Here is a 17,149-nt window from a genome sequence, read left to right as displayed (position 1 = left end):
GTAGCGCACGCGAACTTGCGCGTAAGCTACCGGCTCCAACCTTCGCATCGACTCTTCATGCAGGTCACTATGATGAAAAAACTGTTCCTGATCCCCGTTTTCGCGGCGCTGTTCTCGTTCGGCAGCGCAGCCCACGCGCAAGTCGACCAGTCGAACCCGCAGGCGCTGATCAAGACGGCGACCCAGCAGGTCCTCGACGAGGTCAAGCAGCAGACGATCAAGCAGGGCGACACCAACCGCATCATCTCGATCGTCAACAAGGACATCCTGCCGTACACCGATTTCCGCCGCACCACGCAGCTCGCGATGGGCCGCAACTGGCGCGCGGCATCGCCCGAGCAGCAGCAACAGGTTCAGGAGCAGTTCAAGCTGCTGCTGATCCGCACGTATTCGGGCGCGCTCGCGCAGCTCAAGCCGGACCAGCAGATCCAGTACCCGCCGTTCCGCGCCGATCCGGCCGACACCGACGTGGTCGTGAAGACGGTCGCGATGAACAACGGCCAGCCGGTCCAGATCGACTATCGCCTGTACAAGACGGCGAACGGCTGGAAGGTGTATGACCTGAACGTGCTGGGCGCGTGGCTGATCCAGACGTACCAGCAGCAGTTCAACGAGAAGATCCAGCAAAGCGGCGTGGACGGCCTGATCCAGTTCCTCACGCAGCGCAACCAGCAACTCGCCGCCGGCAAGCAGGCGTCGTGAGCGGCTTCGAAGCAGGTTCTTCGCTGACCGTCGCGAGCGCGAAATCCGCGCTCGCGGACGGTCTCGCGCGCATCGGCGCCGGCGCGACCGCCGTCGACTGCGCGGCGCTGACGCAGTTCGACTCGTCCGCGCTCGCCGTGCTGCTCGCATGGCAACGTGCCGCCAAAGCGCGCGGCGCGACCCTCGACATCCTCAATCTCCCGCAGAAGCTCGCCAGTCTCGCGCGCGCTTACGGCGTCGACGCTCTCATCGACGGCACCGGGCGACATTGACCCTGCCTGACCGAAGCGTGCCGCGCCAGCCGGCGCGCGCACGCTTCAGGCCGCGCGTCTCCTGCGCCGGCTCCACCAGCCGGTTTGCCCTATAATCAAGCGTTTTGCGGGGCAGCCAATCGGCGTCCGGCCCCCATTTTCTTTCGCAGCAAGCACAGAATAGGCGTCGCGGCCGCAGCGCCGCGCACAGTCATGTCAGCCATAGAAATCCGTCACGTCAAGAAGCGCTACAAATCGCTTCAGGCGCTCAAGGGCGTCAGCCTGTCGGTCGAGGAAGGCGAGTTTTTCGGTCTGCTCGGCCCGAACGGCGCAGGCAAGACCACGCTCATCAGTATCCTCGCCGGGCTTGCCCGGGCCGATGAAGGCAGTATCTCGGTGCGCGGCCACGACGTCGTCAAGGACTTCCGGGGCGCGCGTCGCGCACTCGGCGTCGTGCCGCAGGAACTCGTATTCGACCCGTTCTTCACCGTCCGCGAGACGCTGCGGATCCAGTCCGGCTATTTCGGGCTGCGCCGCAACGACGACTGGATCGACGAAGTGATGGCCAATCTCGATCTCACCGAGAAGGCCGACGCGAACATGCGCGCGCTGTCGGGCGGGATGAAGCGCCGCGTGCTGGTCGCGCAGGCGCTCGTGCACCGGCCGCCCGTGATCGTGCTCGACGAGCCGACCGCCGGTGTCGACGTCGAGCTGCGCCAGACGCTGTGGCAGTTCATCTCGCGGCTGAACCGCGAGGGCCACACGATCGTCCTGACCACCCATTACCTCGAGGAAGCGGAGTCGCTGTGCGACCGCATCGCGATGCTGCGTCGCGGCGAGGTCGTTGCGCTCGACCGCACCGACGCGCTGCTGCGCCGCTTCGCCGGGCTGCAGCTGTACTTGCGGCTCGCGACGGGCGCGCTGCCCGCCGAGCTGCGCGGGCTGGAGACCGATCCGGCCGCGCGCGCGCCGGGCGAGCACCTGCTGCGCCTCACGAGCTACGACGATGTCGAGCGCATCCTCGCGCAGTGTCGCGCGGCGGGCTGCACGTTCGACGAGATCGAGGTCCGCAAGGCCGACCTCGAGGATGTGTTCGTCCAGGTGATGAACGGGGCCGAGGTGATCGAGGGATTGGCATGAGCGGTTTTCGTACGTTGTTCTACAAGGAACTCCTGCGTTTCTGGAAGGTGTCGTTCCAGACCGTGTGCGCGCCGATCGTGACGGCGCTGCTGTACCTGACGATCTTCGGGCATGCGCTGTCGGGTCGCGTCGAGGTGTATCCGGGCGTCGAGTACGTGAGCTTTCTCGTGCCGGGCCTCGTGATGATGAGCGTGCTGCAGAATGCATTCGCGAACAGCTCGTCGTCGCTGATCCAGTCGAAGATCACCGGCAACCTCGTGTTCGTGCTGCTGCCGCCGCTGTCCTACAAGGACATCTTCGGCGCGTACGTGCTCGCGTCCGTCGTGCGCGGGCTCGCGGTCGGCGCCGGCGTGTTCGTCGTGACGATCTGGTTTATCCCGATGCATTTCGCGGCGCCGGTGTTCATCGTCGCGTTCGCGCTGCTCGGCTCGGCGATCCTCGGCACGCTCGGGCTGATCGCCGGGATCTGGGCCGAGAAGTTCGACCAGCTCGCCGCGTTCCAGAACTTCCTGATCATGCCGCTGACGTTCCTGTCCGGCGTGTTCTATTCGACGCACTCGCTGCCGCCCGTGTGGCGCGAGATCTCGCGTCTCAACCCGTTTTTCTACATGATCGACGGCTTCCGTTACGGGTTCTTCGGCGCGTCCGACATCAACCCGCTCGCGAGCCTCGCGATCGTCACCGGTTTCTTCGTGCTGCTCGCGATGTTCGCGATGCGGCTGCTCGCGACCGGCTACAAACTGCGTCATTGATATCGACGGCGGCGGCCGCCCGGGGCGGCGCGCGCCGACAGGAGCCTCTCATGTTGCCGACTCCCGAACAGGTCAAGCAATACATCGCCGGCGGTCTCGCCTGCACTCATCTGGAAGTCGAAGGCGACGGCCAGCATTTCTTCGCGACGATCGTGTCGGCGGCCTTCGAAGGCAAGCGGCCGATCCAGCGGCACCAGCTCGTTTATGCGGCGCTCGGCGATCGCATGAAGCAGGAAATTCACGCGCTCAGCATGAAGACGCTGACGCCCGCCGAATGGCAGAACGCATAACCGGAACCACTGAGTGCAAGTCACCGTCAACGAGCGCGACGCCGTCCAGAGCGTCGCCACGGCACACCCGGCCGCCAACGGGGAATCGCAGGGACATGGGATGGACAAGCTGGTGATCGAAGGCGGTCGCCGGCTGTCGGGCGAGATCGTCGTGTCGGGCGCGAAGAACGCCGCGCTGCCGATCCTCTGCGCGGGGCTGCTCAGCGCCGAGCCGGTCGAGCTCGACAACGTGCCGAACCTGAAGGACGTGCGCACCACGCTGAAGGTGCTGAACCAGATGGGCGTGAAGAGCGAAACGGACGGCAGCCGCGTGCAGCTCGACGCGTCGCGCGTCGACAACCTCGTCGCGCCGTACGAGCTGGTCAAGACGATGCGCGCGTCGATCCTCGTGCTCGGGCCGCTGCTCGCGCGCTTCGGCGAGGCGAAGGTGTCGCTGCCGGGCGGCTGCGCGATCGGCGCGCGGCCGGTCGACCAGCACATCAAGGGCCTGCAGGCGATGGGTGCCGAGATCAGCATCGAGCACGGCTTCATCGAGGCGCGCGCGAAGCGCCTGAAGGGCGCGCGCATCGTGACCGACATGATCACGGTGACGGGGACGGAAAACCTGCTGATGGCCGCGACGCTGGCCGACGGCGAGACGGTGATCGAGAACGCGGCGCGCGAGCCGGAAGTGAGCGATCTCGCGCACTTGCTGGTCGCGATGGGTGCGAAAATCGACGGCATCGGCACCGACCGCCTCGTGATCCAGGGCGTCGAGCGGCTGCACGGCGCACGTCATTCGGTGATTCCCGACCGCATCGAGGCCGGCACGTTCCTGTGTGCGGTCGCGGCGGCGGGCGGCGACGTGATGCTGACGGGCGTGCGCCCGCACATCCTCGACGCGGTGATCGACAAGCTGCGCGAGGCCGGCGTGTCGATCGAGGAAGGCGACAGCTGGCTGCGCGTGAAGATGGACCGCCGCCCGTCGGCGGTGACGATCCGCACGTCGGAATACCCGGCGTTCCCGACCGACATGCAGGCGCAGTTCATGGCCCTCAATTCGGTCGCAACGGGCACCGCGCAGGTGGTCGAGACCATTTTCGAGAACCGCTTCATGCACGTGCAGGAACTGAACCGGCTCGGCGCGAACATCACGATCGACGGCAACACGGCGCTCGTGACCGGCGTCGACAAGCTGTCCGGCGCGAACGTGATGGCGACCGACCTGCGCGCGTCGGCGAGCCTCGTGATCGCCGGGCTGCGCGCCGAAGGCGAAACGCTCGTCGACCGCATCTATCACCTCGACCGCGGCTACGACCGCATGGAAACCAAACTGACCGCCGTCGGCGCGAACGTGCGCCGCCTCTCCGGGAGCCAAGCATGACCGCGCCGCTGACCCTCGCCCTGTCGAAGGGCCGGATTTTCGAGGAAACCCTGCCGCTGCTGGCGGCCGCCGGCGTGCAGGTGGCCGAGGATCCGGAAACGTCGCGCAAGCTGATCCTGCCGACGACCGATCCGAACCTGCGCGTGATCATCGTGCGCGCGAGCGACGTGCCGACCTACGTCGAATACGGCGCGGCCGACTTCGGCGTGGCGGGCAAGGACGTGCTGGTCGAGCACGGCGGCTCGGGCCTGTACCAGCCGATCGATCTGAACATTGCACGCTGCCGGATGTCGGTGGCCGTGCCGGCCGGTTTCGACTACGCGAACGCGGTGCGCCAGGGCGCGCGCCTGCGGGTCGCGACCAAGTACGTCGAAACGGCACGCGAACACTTCGCCGCGAAGGGCGTGCACGTCGACCTGATCAAGCTGTACGGTTCGATGGAGCTGGCGCCGCTGGTCGGGCTGGCCGACGCGATCGTCGACCTCGTCAGCTCGGGCGGCACGCTGAAGGCGAACAATCTGGTCGAGGTCGAGGAGATCATGGCGATCTCGTCGCGCCTCGTCGTGAACCAGGCTGCGCTGAAGTTGAAGCGCGCGGCGCTCAAGCCGATTCTCGACGCGTTCGAACGCGCGTCGCAGAATGGCAATTGAGCGCATCACCGTAACGGAACTCCCATGGCCATCACCATCCGCAAACTCGATTCGACCAGCGACGGCTTCGACGCCGCGCTGCGTGCGCTGCTTGCGTTCGAGGCGAGCGAGGACGAAGCGATCGAGCAGTCGGTCGCGAAGATTCTCGCCGACGTGAAGTCGCGCGGCGACGCCGCGGTGCTCGAGTACACGAACCGCTTCGACCGGCTGGACGCGAGCAGCGTCGCCGCGCTCGAACTGCCGCAGGACGCGCTGCAGGCGGCGCTCGACGGCCTCGCGCCGAAGGCGCGCGCGGCGCTCGAAGCTGCCGCGGCACGCGTGCGGGCGTACCACGAGAAGCAGAAGATCGAATGCGGCACCCATAGCTGGCAGTACACGGAAAGCGACGGCACGGTGCTCGGCCAGAAGATCACGCCGCTCGACCGCGTCGGCCTGTACGTGCCGGGCGGCAAGGCCGCGTATCCGTCGTCGGTGCTGATGAACGCGATTCCCGCGCGCGTCGCGGGCGTCGGCGAGATCGTGATGGTCGTGCCGACCCCGGACGGCGTGAAGAACGACCTCGTGCTCGCCGCGGCGCTGCTCGGCGGCGTCGATCGCGTGTTCACGATCGGCGGCGCGCAGGCGGTCGGCGCGCTCGCGTACGGCACGGCCACGGTGCCGGCGGTCGACAAGATCTGCGGGCCCGGCAACGCGTACGTCGCGTCGGCGAAGCGCCGCGTGTTCGGCACGGTCGGCATCGACATGATCGCCGGCCCGTCGGAAATCCTCGTGCTGTGCGACGGCACGACCGATCCGAGCTGGGTCGCGATGGACCTCTTCTCGCAGGCCGAGCACGACGAGCTCGCGCAGTCGATCCTGCTGTGCCCGGACGCCGCGTTCCTCGAGCGCGTCGAGAAGGCGATCGACGAGCTGCTGCCGACGATGCCGCGCCAGGACGTGATCCGCGCGTCGCTGGAAGGCCGCGGCGCGCTGATCAAGGTGCGCGACATGGCCGAAGCATGCCGGATCGCGAACGACATCGCGCCGGAGCACCTGGAGATTTCCGCGCTGGAGCCGCAGCAATGGGGCCAGCAGATCCGCCATGCCGGCGCGATCTTCCTCGGCCGCTACACGAGCGAAAGCCTGGGCGACTACTGCGCGGGCCCGAACCACGTGCTGCCGACGTCGCGCACCGCGCGCTTCTCGTCGCCGCTGGGCGTGTACGACTTCATCAAGCGTTCGAGCCTGATCGAGGTCAGCGCCGAAGGCGCGCAGACGCTGGGCGAGATCGCCTCCGAGCTCGCATACGGCGAGGGGCTGCAGGCACACGCGCGCAGCGCCGAGCTCCGGATGAAGGGATGACATGCGCCGGAGCCGATGCTGGCGCAGCGGTTCCGGTCGACGAGGAGACCCGGTGCAGGGCGGCAGCCGCCGCCTTGCCGACCATTTGACGCCGGCGCGACGCACGCCGGCTTGACACCATGACGACGCCACAAGACATCATCCGCCGCGACGTGCTCGCGATGACGAGCTACCCGGTGCCCGACGCGAGCGGTTTCGTGAAGCTCGACGCGATGGAGAACCCGTATTCGCTGCCCGCGCCGCTCGCGGCGGCGCTCGGCGAACGCCTCGCGCAGGTCGCGCTGAACCGCTACCCGGCGCCGCGCCCGGGCGCGCTGCTCGACAAGCTGCGCCGTACGATGGGCGTGCCGGCCGCTTGCGACGTGCTGCTCGGCAACGGCTCGGACGAAATCATCAGCATGATGTCGGTGGCCTGCGCGAAGCCGGGTGCGAAGGTGCTCGCAGCGGTGCCGGGCTTCGTGATGTACGAACTGTCGGCGAAGTTCGCGCAGCTCGAATTCGTCGGCGTGCCGCTCAAGGCGGACCTGACGCTCGACGCCGACGCGATGATCGCGGCGATCGACGAGCATCGGCCCGCGCTCGTCTATCTTGCGTATCCGAACAACCCGACCGGCACGCTGTACGACGAAGCCGACGTCGAGCGGATCATCGCGGCCGCGCGGCACAGCCTGATCGTGATCGACGAGGCGTACCAGCCGTTCGCCGAGCGTTCGTGGCTGCCGCGTGCCGCGGAGTTCGACAACGTCGTCGTGATGCGCACGGTGTCGAAGCTCGGCCTCGCGGGGATCCGCCTCGGCTATCTCGCCGGGCTGCCGGCGTGGCTGACCGAATTCGACAAGGTGCGCCCGCCGTACAACATCAACGTGCTGACCCAGGCGACCGCCGATTTCCTGCTCGACCACCTCGACGTGCTCGACGCGCAGGCGGCCGAACTGCGCGCGCAACGCACGCGTCTCGCGCAGGCCGTGGCCGCGCTGCCGGGCACGACGGTGTTCCCGAGCGCCGGCAATTTCCTGCTGGTGCGCGTGCCGGACGCGGCGGCCGTGTTCGATGCGCTGCTCACGGAGCGGGTGCTGGTCAAAAACGTGAGTAAAATGCATCCGTTGCTGGCCGAATGCGTGCGGCTGACCGTCGGTTCTCCCGACGAAAACGCGCGCCTGCTGGCTGCCTTGAAACTCGCGCTGCCCGGTTGAGCCCAGGGCGCGGCGGCGCGCGACGTTCAATCCCCATTTACATCAGACTCATTCAAGGAATTGCCATGCGTGTGGCGGAAGTCGTTCGCAATACCAGCGAAACGCAGATCCGTGTGAAGCTCGATCTCGACGGTACGGGCCGGCAGAAGCTGGCCACCGGCGTGCCGTTTCTCGACCATATGCTCGACCAGATCGCGCGACATGGTCTGATCGATCTCGAGGTCGAAGCGCATGGCGACACGCATATCGACGACCACCATACGGTCGAGGACGTCGGCATCACGCTCGGTCAGGCCGTCGCGAAGGCGATCGGCGACAAGAAGGGCATCCGCCGCTACGGCCATTCGTACGTGCCGCTCGACGAGGCGCTGTCGCGCGTCGTGATCGACTTCTCGGGCCGTCCGGGTCTCGAATTCCACGTGCCGTTCACGCGCGCGCGGATCGGCACGTTCGACGTCGACCTGTCCATCGAATTCTTCCGCGGATTCGTGAACCACGCGGGCGTCACGCTGCACATCGACAACCTGCGCGGGATCAACGCGCACCACCAGCTCGAAACGGTGTTCAAGGCTTTCGGCCGGGCGCTGCGTGCGGCGGTGGAGCTCGACGAGCGCGCGGCGGGGCAGATTCCGTCGACGAAGGGCAGTCTCTGACTGCCGAACGGACAGGACGCCAACGACACCTCACGGCTTCGGCGCGGCGCGCCGGCTTGCGATGGATCTGCTCAAATCGTTCATTTCGCTGCTGGCGCTGATCAACCCGATCGGCGCGGTGCCGTTTTTCCTGAGCCTCACGGCGCAGCAGTCGGACATCGAGCGGCGCCGCACGATCCGGATCGCGTCGGTGTCGGTGTTCTGCGTGATGACGGTGACGGCGCTGCTCGGGCAGCAGATCATCGACTTCTTCGGCATTTCGGTCGGCTCTCTTGAAGTGGGCGGCGGGATCATCATGTTGCTGATGGCGATCAACATGCTGAACGCGCAGATCGGCAACACGCGATCGACCCCGGAGGAGCGCGACGAGGCCGAGCTGAAGGACAACATCGCGGTCGTGCCGCTGGCGATTCCGCTGCTCACGGGCCCCGGCTCGATCAGCACCGTGATCATCTACGCGGCGAACTCGCGTCACTGGTATGAGCGAGCCGGGCTCGTCGCGATCGGCGCGGTCCTGGCTCTGCTGTGTTTCTTCGCGATGCGGCTTGCCGAGCCGATCGCGAACTGGATCGGCCGCACCGGCATCAACATCGCCACGCGGCTGATGGGTCTGATGCTGTCGGCGCTGGCGGTGGAATTCATCGTCAATGGACTGAGGGCGCTACTGCCTGCACTGAGATGAAAACTTCGATTGCGATTGTGGATTATGGGATGGGCAACCTGCGCTCGGTCGCGCAGGCGCTCAAGAAGGCCGAACCGGCCGCCGACGTGGCGATCGTCGATACGCCGGCCGCGATTCGCGCGGCCGATCGCGTCGTGCTGCCCGGCCAGGGCGCGATGCCCGACTGCATGCGCTGCCTCGGCGAATCGGGGCTGCAGGAAGCGGTGATCGAGGCGTCGCGCACGAAGCCGCTGCTCGGCGTGTGCGTCGGCGAGCAGATGCTGTTCGACTGGAGCGCGGAAGGCGACACGAAGGGCCTGGGCCTTCTGCCCGGCAAGGTCGTGCGTTTCGAGCTCGACGGTCAGCTGCAGGACGACGGTTCGCGCTTCAAGGTGCCGCAGATGGGCTGGAACCGCGTGCGCCAGTCGCAGCCTCACCCGCTCTGGGACGGCGTGCCCGACGACGCGTATTTCTACTTCGTGCACAGCTACTACGTGCGCCCGGACAACCCGGCGCACACGGTCGGCGAAACGGCCTACGGCGCGCCGTTTACGTCCGCGGTCGCGCGGGACAACCTCTTCGCGACCCAATTCCACCCGGAGAAAAGCGCCGAGGTCGGGCTGCGTCTGTATCGCAACTTCGTGCACTGGAAGCCGTAAAACGTGGCGCGCGAGCCACAGTCGATCTGGCCGAACGGCCTGTCGCGCGTGGCGAGTGGGCTTAGGCGCCGAAAGAGTTGTACTAAACTAGCGAGACGGCGCGGCACCGGTTTGGCCGGTACGCGCCTGATTCTTTTCATTTTCCACGACGACACCCGATTGCTATGCTGCTGATTCCGGCCATCGATCTCAAAGACGGTCAGTGTGTGCGCCTCAAACAGGGCGATATGGACCAGGCCACGATTTTCTCCGAGGACCCGGCGGCGATGGCCCGCAAGTGGGTCGATCTCGGCGCCCGGCGGCTGCATCTGGTCGACCTGAACGGCGCGTTCGCCGGCAAGCCGAAGAATCTCGACGCGATCGAAGCGATCCTCGACGAAGTCGGCGACGAAATCCCCGTGCAGCTCGGCGGCGGCATCCGCAGCCTCGAGACGATCGAGAAGTATCTCGACGCCGGCCTGTCCTACGTGATCATCGGCACCGCGGCCGTGAAGAATCCGGGCTTCCTGCAGGACGCTTGCACCGCGTTCGCCGGCAACATCATCGTCGGGCTCGACGCGAAGGACGGCAAGGTCGCGACCGACGGCTGGAGCAAGCTGACGGGCCACGAAGTGATCGATCTCGCGCGCAAGTTCGAGGACTACGGCGTCGAATCGATCGTCTACACGGACATCGGCCGCGACGGGATGCTGCAGGGCATCAACATCGAAGCGACGGTGAAGCTCGCGCAGGCGGTCGGCATTCCGGTGATCGCAAGCGGCGGCCTGTCGAACCTTACCGACATCGAGCACCTGTGCGAAGTGGAAGAGCACGGCGTCGAAGGCGTGATTTGCGGCCGTGCGATCTACTCCGGCGATCTCGATTTCGCGGCCGCGCAAAAGCGCGCGGACGAACTGAACGGCGAACTCGACAACGCCTGAGCGCGGCGGCGTCTTCTTCGCCACGGGCTGCCCACGGGCGGCCCCGACCGGGCGCCTCGCGCGAGGCGTTCGCAACCGGCCGTCCCACCGCGGCCTATGGCGCAACATCATGGCTCTAGCTAAACGCATCATCCCCTGCCTGGACGTGACTGCCGGGCGTGTCGTCAAGGGCGTCAACTTCGTCGAACTGCGCGATGCCGGCGACCCCGTCGAAATCGCCCGCCGCTACGACGACCAGGGCGCCGACGAACTGACGTTCCTCGACATCACCGCGACCTCCGACCAGCGCGACCTGATCCTGCCGATCATCGAGGCCGTCGCGTCGCAGGTCTTCATTCCGCTGACCGTCGGCGGCGGCGTGCGCGCCGTCGAGGACGTGCGGCGCCTGCTGAACGCCGGCGCGGACAAGGTCAGCATGAATTCGTCGGCGGTCGCGAACCCGCAGCTCGTGCGCGACGCGGCCGACAAGTACGGCTCGCAGTGCATCGTCGTCGCGATCGACGCGAAGCGCGTGTCGGCCGACGGCGAGGCGCCGCGCTGGGAAGTGTTCACGCACGGCGGCCGCAAGGGCACGGGCCTCGACGCGATCGAATGGGCGCGCAAGATGGCCGAGCTCGGCGCGGGCGAGATCCTGCTCACGAGCATGGACCGCGACGGCACGAAGTCCGGCTTCGACCTCGCGCTCACGCGCGGCGTGTCGGACGCGGTGCCGGTGCCGGTGATCGCATCGGGCGGCGTGGGCTCGCTGCAAGATCTCGCGGACGGCATCAAGGACGGCCGCGCCGACGCGGTGCTGGCCGCGAGCATCTTCCACTACGGCGAGCACACGGTCGGCGAGGCGAAGCGCTTCATGGCCGACCAGGGCATCCCGGTGAGGCTGTGATGAATACGGAAACGAAATCCCTGCCCGCGTGGCTCGACAAGGTCCGCTGGGACGACAACGGCCTCGTGCCGGTGATCGCGCAGGAAGCGTCGACGAACGACGTGCTGATGTTCGCGTGGATGAATCGCGAGGCGCTGGCGAAGACGATCGAGACGCAGCGCGCGGTTTACTATTCGCGCTCGCGCAAGCGCCTCTGGTTCAAGGGCGAGGAGTCGGGCCACGTGCAGCACGTGCACGAGGTGCGCCTCGATTGCGACGAGGACGTCGTGCTGCTGAAGGTCGAGCAGGTGTCGGGCATCGCATGCCACACCGGCCGGCATTCGTGCTTCTTCCAGAAATTCGAAGGTACGGTGGACAGCGGCGACTGGGTCGCGGTCGATCCGGTGCTGAAAGACCCCGAACACATCTACAAATGACGCAATCGACCGAAGACACGCTGCTGCGCCTCGCGGCCGTGATCGATAGCCGCAAGGGCGGCGACCCCGAACAATCGTACGTATCGCGCCTGTTCCACAAGGGCGACGATGCGGTGCTGAAGAAGATCGGCGAAGAGGCGACCGAAGTCGTGCTGGCCGCGAAGGACGTGCGCCAGGGCGGCGCGCCGACGGCGCTGGTCGGCGAGGTGGCCGACCTGTGGTTCCACTGCCTCGTGATGCTGTCGCATTTCGACCTGAGCCCGGCCGACGTGATCGCCGAACTCGAGCGCCGCGAAGGGCTGTCCGGCATCGAGGAAAAGGCGTTGCGCAAGCGCCGCGAGCGCGAGCAGAACGGCGGGTGACGACACGCGGCCTGCCGTGCCGACGACAGTGCGGTAAGCTGTAAGAATTGTCATCTAACGGGGGTAGCATCATGACCGATACGCCGAGCCAGTTTCCGACACCGTCGGTGCCGGGTGCCGCGGACGCCGAGCGACTCAAAGGCCTGCGCACGTTGACGCACGTGTTGTACGGCCTTTATGCGATTCATTGGCTCACGGGCGGCGTCACCGGGATCATCGCGATCATCATCAACTACGTGAAGCGCGACGACGTGGCCGGCACGCCGTACGCCGACCATTTCGAATGGCAGATCCGCACGTTCTGGCGTGCGCTGATCGCCTACGTGATCGGCTTCGCGCTGATGTTCGTGGTGGTCGGGTTCGTCGTCATGTTTGTCACATGGATCTGGACGCTGTACCGTATCATCAAGGGTTGGCTGTACCTGAACGACAACAAGACGCTCGATCCGCAGGCCTGGTTCTGACCGGCGCGCGGGCGTTTCGCAGGAGCAACATGAGTCACGATCCGAATTGCCTGTTCTGCAAGATCGCGGCGGGCGAGATCCCGAGCACGAAGGTGCACGAGGACGACGAATTCGTCGCGTTCCGCGACATCCGCCCGGCGGCCGAGACGCACGTGCTCGTGATTCCGCGCCGGCATCTGCCGACGCTGTCGGCGGCGAGCGAGGACGATGCGCCGATGCTCGGCCGGCTGATGTTGCTGGTCGCGCGCCTGGCCGACCAGCTCGGCGTCGCGTACACGGGCGGCGAAACCGGTTTTCGCACGGTGATCAATACGGGCCCCGGCGGCGGGCAGGAGGTCTACCACCTGCACGCGCATATCCTGGCCGGCCCGCGCCCGTGGCTGCGGATGGGTTGACGTGGCGGGGCGTTTCCCCGCATCGATAGTCGAAGCCGGCGTGCCGCCGGCGATTTGCGCCGCGACGCGGCGTGGTTGAGGAGAGGTTTCATCATGGGTGGATTGAGCATTTGGCACTGGCTGATCGTGCTGCTGATCGTCGCGCTGGTTTTCGGTACGAAGAAGCTGCGCAACATCGGCAACGACCTCGGCAGCGCCGTGAAGGGTTTCAAGGACGGCATGAAGGAAGGCGAGACGCCGGCTGACGCGCAGCAACTGCCGCGCTCGGGTTCGGTCGACGTCAACGCGAAGGAAACGACGCGTTCCGATTCGAACAAGGCGTAAATCGCCTGCACGCTGACAGGCATTCGCGATGCTGGATCTCGGTCTTTCGAAGATGGCGCTGATCGGCGTCGTCGCGCTCGTGGTGCTCGGCCCCGAGCGCCTGCCGCGCGTCGCGCGCACGGCCGGCGCTTTGTTCGGCCGCGCGCAGCGGTACATCAACGACGTGAAGGCCGAGGTCTCGCGCGAAATCGAGCTCGACGCGCTGCGGACGATGAAGACCGATTTCGAGGCGGCCGCGCGCAATGTCGAGACGACGATTCACGACAACCTGCGCGAGCACGAGAAGGAGCTGAACGACACGTGGAATTCCGCGGTCGGCGGCCTTAACGAAGGCTCGGTCGATGCCGGCACGTACGGCTCCGACACGCCCGCCGCGCCGTCGTGGCGCGGCAGCACGGCCGCGCTCGCGCCGAAGCGTCGCAACTGGCGTGTGAAACAGGCGGCGACGCCTGTCTGGTACAAGCGCGCGACGACCCGCCGCACGCACGTGCAGTCGGGCGCCGCGCGAGTCGCGCGCCACCAGCCGGCCAGCCTGCGCCGGCCGACGCGCTTCTTCTGAGCCGAGCGCATGCTCGCTCGTCAATCCTACCGAGGGCCGGTGTGAGCGACCCCCAGCAGAACCCGGGCGACGCCCCGGAAGAAACCTTCATCTCCCATCTCGTCGAGCTTCGCGATCGCATCATTCGCGCGGGGCTGGCCGTGATCGTCGTGTTCCTCGGGCTCGTGTACTGGGCGCCCGACATCTTCCGGCTGCTCGCGCGGCCGCTGATGGAAAACCTGCCGAAGGGCGGCAGGATGATCGTCACCGACGTGACCGGCTCGTTCTTCGTGCCGATGAAGGTCACGATGCTCGTCGCGCTCGTGATCGCGCTGCCGGTCGTGCTGTACCAGATCTGGGCGTTCGTCGCGCCGGGGCTGTATCAGCACGAGAAGAAGCTCGTCGCGCCGCTCGTGGGCAGCAGCTATTTCCTGTTCCTGTGCGGGATGGCGTTCGCGTACTTCCTCGTGTTCCCGACGATCTTCCGCGTGATGGCGCACTACAACGCGCCGCTCGGGGCCGAGATGTCGACCGACATCGACAACTATCTGAGCTTCGTGCTCGGGATGTTCATCGCGTTCGGCGTGACGTTCGAGGTGCCGATCGTCGTGGTGCTGCTCGTCCGCATGGGCGTGCTGTCGCTGAAGAAGCTGAAGGAGATGCGGCCTTACGTGATCGTCGGCGCGTTCGTCGTCGCGGCGGTCGTCACGCCGCCGGACGTGTTCTCGCAGCTGATGCTCGCGCTGCCGCTCGTCGTGCTGTTCGAGATCGGGCTGCTCGCCGCGCGATTCTTCGTGCCCAAGGCGACCGAAGAACCCGAGGCGGAGAACAACGGCGCCGCCGGCTGACGAAAGCGCCGCGCAGCCGGGCCGGCATGACGGCCACCGGCGATGTCGCTTTTTCGGTTCGGTCACACTTGGCCGGCGGCAGCAAGGGTCGAACGGTGGGGGCGAACGCAGGCTTCACTGCGATGGAAAGAACTTCGCAACAAAACAAATGGGCAGCCGATCGGCTGCCCATTTGCGTTTTCGGCGTGGCCGGCGGACGAAGCCGCGGCGCGAACCGCCATCCGTTACTCGGAGTCGCTGTCCTGCTCGTCGAGCGTCTGTTTCGGCGGCGGCGGGCGCTTGCCGATCACCACGCTCACGTCGAACTCCTTGCCCTTGCGCACGACGTGCACCTTGGTCGGCGTGCCCGGCTTGATCTGCGCGACGGTATTCAGCAGCTTCGTCGTGTCGGTGATTTCATCGCCGTTCACGCTGACGAGGATGTCGCCCGGCTTGATGCCGGCCTTGTCGGCCGGACCGCCCTGCAGCACGCCCGCGACGATCGCGCCCGACTTCTGCTGGAGCCCGAACGACTCGGCGATTTCCGGCGTGACGTCTTGCGGCTCGACGCCGATCCAGCCGCGCGTGACCGAGCCCGTCGTGATGATGCTCTCGAGCACGGTGCGCGCGGTCGACACGGGGATCGCGAAGCCGATGCCGAGCGAGCCGCCCGAGCGCGAGTAGATCGCCGTGTTGATGCCGAGCAGGTTGCCGTTCACGTCGACCAGCGCGCCGCCCGAGTTGCCCGGGTTGATCGGCGCGTCGGTCTGGATGAAGTTCTCGAACGTGTTGATGCCGAGGTGATTGCGGCCCAGCGCGCTGATGATGCCCATCGTGACCGTCTGGCCGACACCGAACGGGTTGCCGATCGCGAGGACGACGTCGCCGACGCGCGACTGGTCGGAACGGCCGAGCGTGATCGTCGGCAGGTTCGTCATGTTGATCTTCAGCACGGCGAGATCGGTTTCCGGATCGCTGCCGATTACCTTCGCGGTGCCCGTGCGGCCGTCGGCGAGCGCGACTTCGATCTGGTCGGCGCCGTCCACGACGTGCTGGTTCGTTAGAATGTAACCTTCCGGGCTCACGATAACGCCGGAGCCGAGGTTGGCCGCCGGTTCGTCCTGCTGCTTGCGGGCGTTGCGGTCGCCGAAGAAGTAGCGGAACAGCGGATCCTTCGCGCGCGGATCGGGCGGCAGCGAGCCGTCCTTGCTGGAGAAGACGTTGACGACGGCGGGCATCGCCTTTTGCGCGGCTTCCGCGTACGACGTGGTCGCCGGTGCACCGCCGATGCCCGGCGCGACTTCCCGCAGCGCGACGATCGGCGTGGCGAGCTGCTTGCCGAGCTGTCCTTGCCGTTGCAGCCATTGCGGCTTGAGCGTCACGACGATGAACATCAGCGCGAGCAGTACGGTGACCGCCTGCGCGAAGAACAGCCAGAAGCGTCTAAGCATCTGAATGGATTAGAGGTTTATATGGATCGGATCGAACTTGAATTGTACTTGAACAATACCCTTGAAACCGCGCGCTTCAAGGACTATTGCCCGAATGGCCTTCAGGTCGAGGGCCGCCGCAAGATCGAGAAGATTGCCACCGGCGTGACGGCGTCGGTCGCGTTCCTCGAAGCCGCGCTCGAATGGGGGGCGGACGCGGTGCTCGTCCATCACGGCTATTTCTGGCGCAACGAGGCGCCGCAGATCACGGGCCGCAAGTACCAGCGCCTGAAGCTGCTGCTCGCGAACGACCTGAACCTGTTCGCGTTCCACCTGCCGCTCGACGTGCATCCCGAATTCGGCAACAACGCGCAGCTCGGCCAGAAGCTCGGCCTGATCGGCGAACAGCGTTTCGGCGACGGCGACCTCGGCTGGATGGCCACGCTGCCGATGCCCGTCACGCTCGAGCACTTCGTCGCGAAGGTCGAGAACACCCTGGGTCGTACGCCGCTCGTGCTCGGCGATCCCGACATGCAGTTGCGCCGCATCGCGTGGTGCACGGGCGCCGCGCAGAGCTATTTCGACGCAGCGATCGATGCCGGCGCCGACGTGTTCCTGACCGGCGAAGTGTCGGAATCCGTTACGCACGCGTCGGCCGAGAGCGGCGTCGCGTTCGTTGCGGCAGGGCACCATGCGACCGAACGCTACGGAATCCAGGCGCTTGGCGCGCATTTATCCGAAGAATTCGATATCGAGCACCTTTTTATCGACATTCATAATCCTGTCTGAGGACGAATTTGCGGCGGCGCATCGAAATTTCGCAATGTAGCGAATGCTTAAAAACGAAATGATTTAATCGCTCCGATAGTGGGGGGAAACCCTTAACTATCAACCACTTCGAAGGGATTTTCATCTCCGGGCCTTGTAAATGGCGA

The 17,149-nt window shown here is 66.3% G+C and carries 23 protein-coding genes; 22 read left to right on the top strand and 1 reads right to left on the bottom strand.

All coding sequences use genetic code 11. The features are described 5' to 3' along the window. Window positions 1–72: 72 nt before the first annotated feature. The 21 genes from HW466_RS24490 (at window position 73) to tatC (ending at window position 14,805) form a co-directional block, all read left to right on the top strand. Complete coding sequence (locus HW466_RS24490) at window positions 73–702, top strand: MlaC/ttg2D family ABC transporter substrate-binding protein (protein WP_059449851.1); 630 nt, start codon at window positions 73–75, stop codon at window positions 700–702. Continuing rightward, the gene (locus HW466_RS24485) at window positions 699–974 is read left to right on the top strand and encodes an STAS domain-containing protein (protein WP_059467858.1); all 276 of its coding nucleotides are present in this window, start codon (window positions 699–701) and stop codon (window positions 972–974) included. Before HW466_RS24490 ends, HW466_RS24485 begins: the two co-directional genes overlap by 4 nt. Before the next feature lie 192 nt (window positions 975–1,166). Continuing rightward, on the top strand, window positions 1,167–2,093 hold the full coding sequence (locus HW466_RS24480) for an ABC transporter ATP-binding protein (RefSeq protein ID WP_059449817.1): 927 nt from the start codon (window positions 1,167–1,169) through the stop codon (window positions 2,091–2,093). Then, window positions 2,090–2,845 (top strand): ABC transporter permease, encoded by a 756-nt coding sequence (locus tag HW466_RS24475; protein WP_059449816.1) that lies wholly within the window; start codon window positions 2,090–2,092, stop codon window positions 2,843–2,845. The genes HW466_RS24480 and HW466_RS24475 overlap by 4 nt, the downstream gene beginning before the upstream one ends. 50 nt (window positions 2,846–2,895) lie before the next feature. Further along, entirely contained in the window at window positions 2,896–3,135 is a 240-nt protein-coding gene (locus HW466_RS24470; protein ID WP_006477131.1) for a BolA family protein, read from the top strand. Between the two features lie 13 nt (window positions 3,136–3,148). Next, window positions 3,149–4,498, top strand: coding sequence for a UDP-N-acetylglucosamine 1-carboxyvinyltransferase (murA, locus tag HW466_RS24465; protein WP_059449815.1), 1,350 nt, complete (start codon window positions 3,149–3,151; stop codon window positions 4,496–4,498). Beyond that, entirely contained in the window at window positions 4,495–5,148 is a 654-nt protein-coding gene (hisG, locus tag HW466_RS24460) for an ATP phosphoribosyltransferase (protein WP_006751807.1), read from the top strand. Before murA ends, hisG begins: the two co-directional genes overlap by 4 nt. A 24-nt stretch (window positions 5,149–5,172) precedes the next feature. Beyond that, the gene (gene hisD, locus HW466_RS24455; RefSeq protein ID WP_059449814.1) at window positions 5,173–6,489 is read left to right on the top strand and encodes a histidinol dehydrogenase; all 1,317 of its coding nucleotides are present in this window, start codon (window positions 5,173–5,175) and stop codon (window positions 6,487–6,489) included. Between the two features lie 119 nt (window positions 6,490–6,608). Continuing rightward, window positions 6,609–7,682: a histidinol-phosphate transaminase gene (hisC, locus tag HW466_RS24450; RefSeq protein WP_059772154.1), complete on the top strand. Its 1,074-nt coding sequence runs from the start codon at window positions 6,609–6,611 to the stop codon at window positions 7,680–7,682. A 65-nt stretch (window positions 7,683–7,747) separates the two neighbouring features. Continuing rightward, window positions 7,748–8,335: an imidazoleglycerol-phosphate dehydratase HisB gene (hisB, locus tag HW466_RS24445; protein WP_006751804.1), complete on the top strand. Its 588-nt coding sequence runs from the start codon at window positions 7,748–7,750 to the stop codon at window positions 8,333–8,335. Between the two features lie 61 nt (window positions 8,336–8,396). Then, window positions 8,397–9,017, top strand: a complete 621-nt coding sequence (locus HW466_RS24440) for a MarC family protein (RefSeq protein ID WP_059449812.1) — start codon at window positions 8,397–8,399, stop codon at window positions 9,015–9,017. Continuing rightward, a complete protein-coding gene (hisH, locus tag HW466_RS24435; protein WP_059449811.1) occupies window positions 9,014–9,655 on the top strand; it encodes an imidazole glycerol phosphate synthase subunit HisH in 642 nt (213 codons plus the stop codon). Before HW466_RS24440 ends, hisH begins: the two co-directional genes overlap by 4 nt. 164 nt (window positions 9,656–9,819) lie before the next feature. Then, on the top strand, window positions 9,820–10,575 hold the full coding sequence (hisA, locus tag HW466_RS24430) for a 1-(5-phosphoribosyl)-5-[(5-phosphoribosylamino)methylideneamino]imidazole-4-carboxamide isomerase (RefSeq protein ID WP_059449810.1): 756 nt from the start codon (window positions 9,820–9,822) through the stop codon (window positions 10,573–10,575). 109 nt (window positions 10,576–10,684) lie between these two features. Beyond that, window positions 10,685–11,458 (top strand): imidazole glycerol phosphate synthase subunit HisF, encoded by a 774-nt coding sequence (gene hisF / locus HW466_RS24425; RefSeq protein WP_059449809.1) that lies wholly within the window; start codon window positions 10,685–10,687, stop codon window positions 11,456–11,458. Continuing rightward, window positions 11,458–11,874, top strand: coding sequence for a phosphoribosyl-AMP cyclohydrolase (hisI, locus tag HW466_RS24420; protein WP_044845954.1), 417 nt, complete (start codon window positions 11,458–11,460; stop codon window positions 11,872–11,874). The genes hisF and hisI overlap by 1 nt, the downstream gene beginning before the upstream one ends. Then, window positions 11,871–12,236, top strand: a complete 366-nt coding sequence (locus tag HW466_RS24415; protein WP_059449808.1) for a phosphoribosyl-ATP diphosphatase — start codon at window positions 11,871–11,873, stop codon at window positions 12,234–12,236. The genes hisI and HW466_RS24415 overlap by 4 nt, the downstream gene beginning before the upstream one ends. 71 nt (window positions 12,237–12,307) lie before the next feature. Beyond that, window positions 12,308–12,700 (top strand): DUF4870 family protein, encoded by a 393-nt coding sequence (locus HW466_RS24410; protein WP_059449807.1) that lies wholly within the window; start codon window positions 12,308–12,310, stop codon window positions 12,698–12,700. Between the two features lie 29 nt (window positions 12,701–12,729). Beyond that, entirely contained in the window at window positions 12,730–13,095 is a 366-nt protein-coding gene (locus HW466_RS24405) for a histidine triad nucleotide-binding protein (RefSeq protein ID WP_059504644.1), read from the top strand. A 93-nt stretch (window positions 13,096–13,188) separates the two neighbouring features. Next, a complete protein-coding gene (gene tatA / locus HW466_RS24400) occupies window positions 13,189–13,419 on the top strand; it encodes a Sec-independent protein translocase subunit TatA (RefSeq protein WP_034183658.1) in 231 nt (76 codons plus the stop codon). Between the two features lie 28 nt (window positions 13,420–13,447). After that, a complete protein-coding gene (gene tatB, locus HW466_RS24395; RefSeq protein ID WP_059449805.1) occupies window positions 13,448–13,978 on the top strand; it encodes a Sec-independent protein translocase protein TatB in 531 nt (176 codons plus the stop codon). 41 nt (window positions 13,979–14,019) lie between these two features. Further along, complete coding sequence (gene tatC / locus HW466_RS24390) at window positions 14,020–14,805, top strand: twin-arginine translocase subunit TatC (RefSeq protein WP_059543780.1); 786 nt, start codon at window positions 14,020–14,022, stop codon at window positions 14,803–14,805. A gap of 224 nt (window positions 14,806–15,029) precedes the next feature. Here the strand turns inward: tatC and HW466_RS24385 are convergent, their stop codons facing one another. Then, window positions 15,030–16,235 (bottom strand): Do family serine endopeptidase, encoded by a 1,206-nt coding sequence (locus tag HW466_RS24385; protein WP_059449803.1) that lies wholly within the window; start codon window positions 16,233–16,235, stop codon window positions 15,030–15,032. A 21-nt stretch (window positions 16,236–16,256) separates the two neighbouring features. Here HW466_RS24385 and HW466_RS24380 point away from each other — a divergent pair, with 21 nt between their 5' ends. Continuing rightward, window positions 16,257–17,003: a Nif3-like dinuclear metal center hexameric protein gene (locus HW466_RS24380; protein ID WP_151004137.1), complete on the top strand. Its 747-nt coding sequence runs from the start codon at window positions 16,257–16,259 to the stop codon at window positions 17,001–17,003. Window positions 17,004–17,149 lie beyond the last annotated feature (146 nt).

It is taken from the genome of Burkholderia territorii (assembly GCF_902833055.1).
Taxonomy (GTDB): Bacteria; Pseudomonadota; Gammaproteobacteria; order Burkholderiales; family Burkholderiaceae; genus Burkholderia; species Burkholderia territorii.
This window is presented reverse-complemented; position numbering and strand designations above follow the sequence as displayed.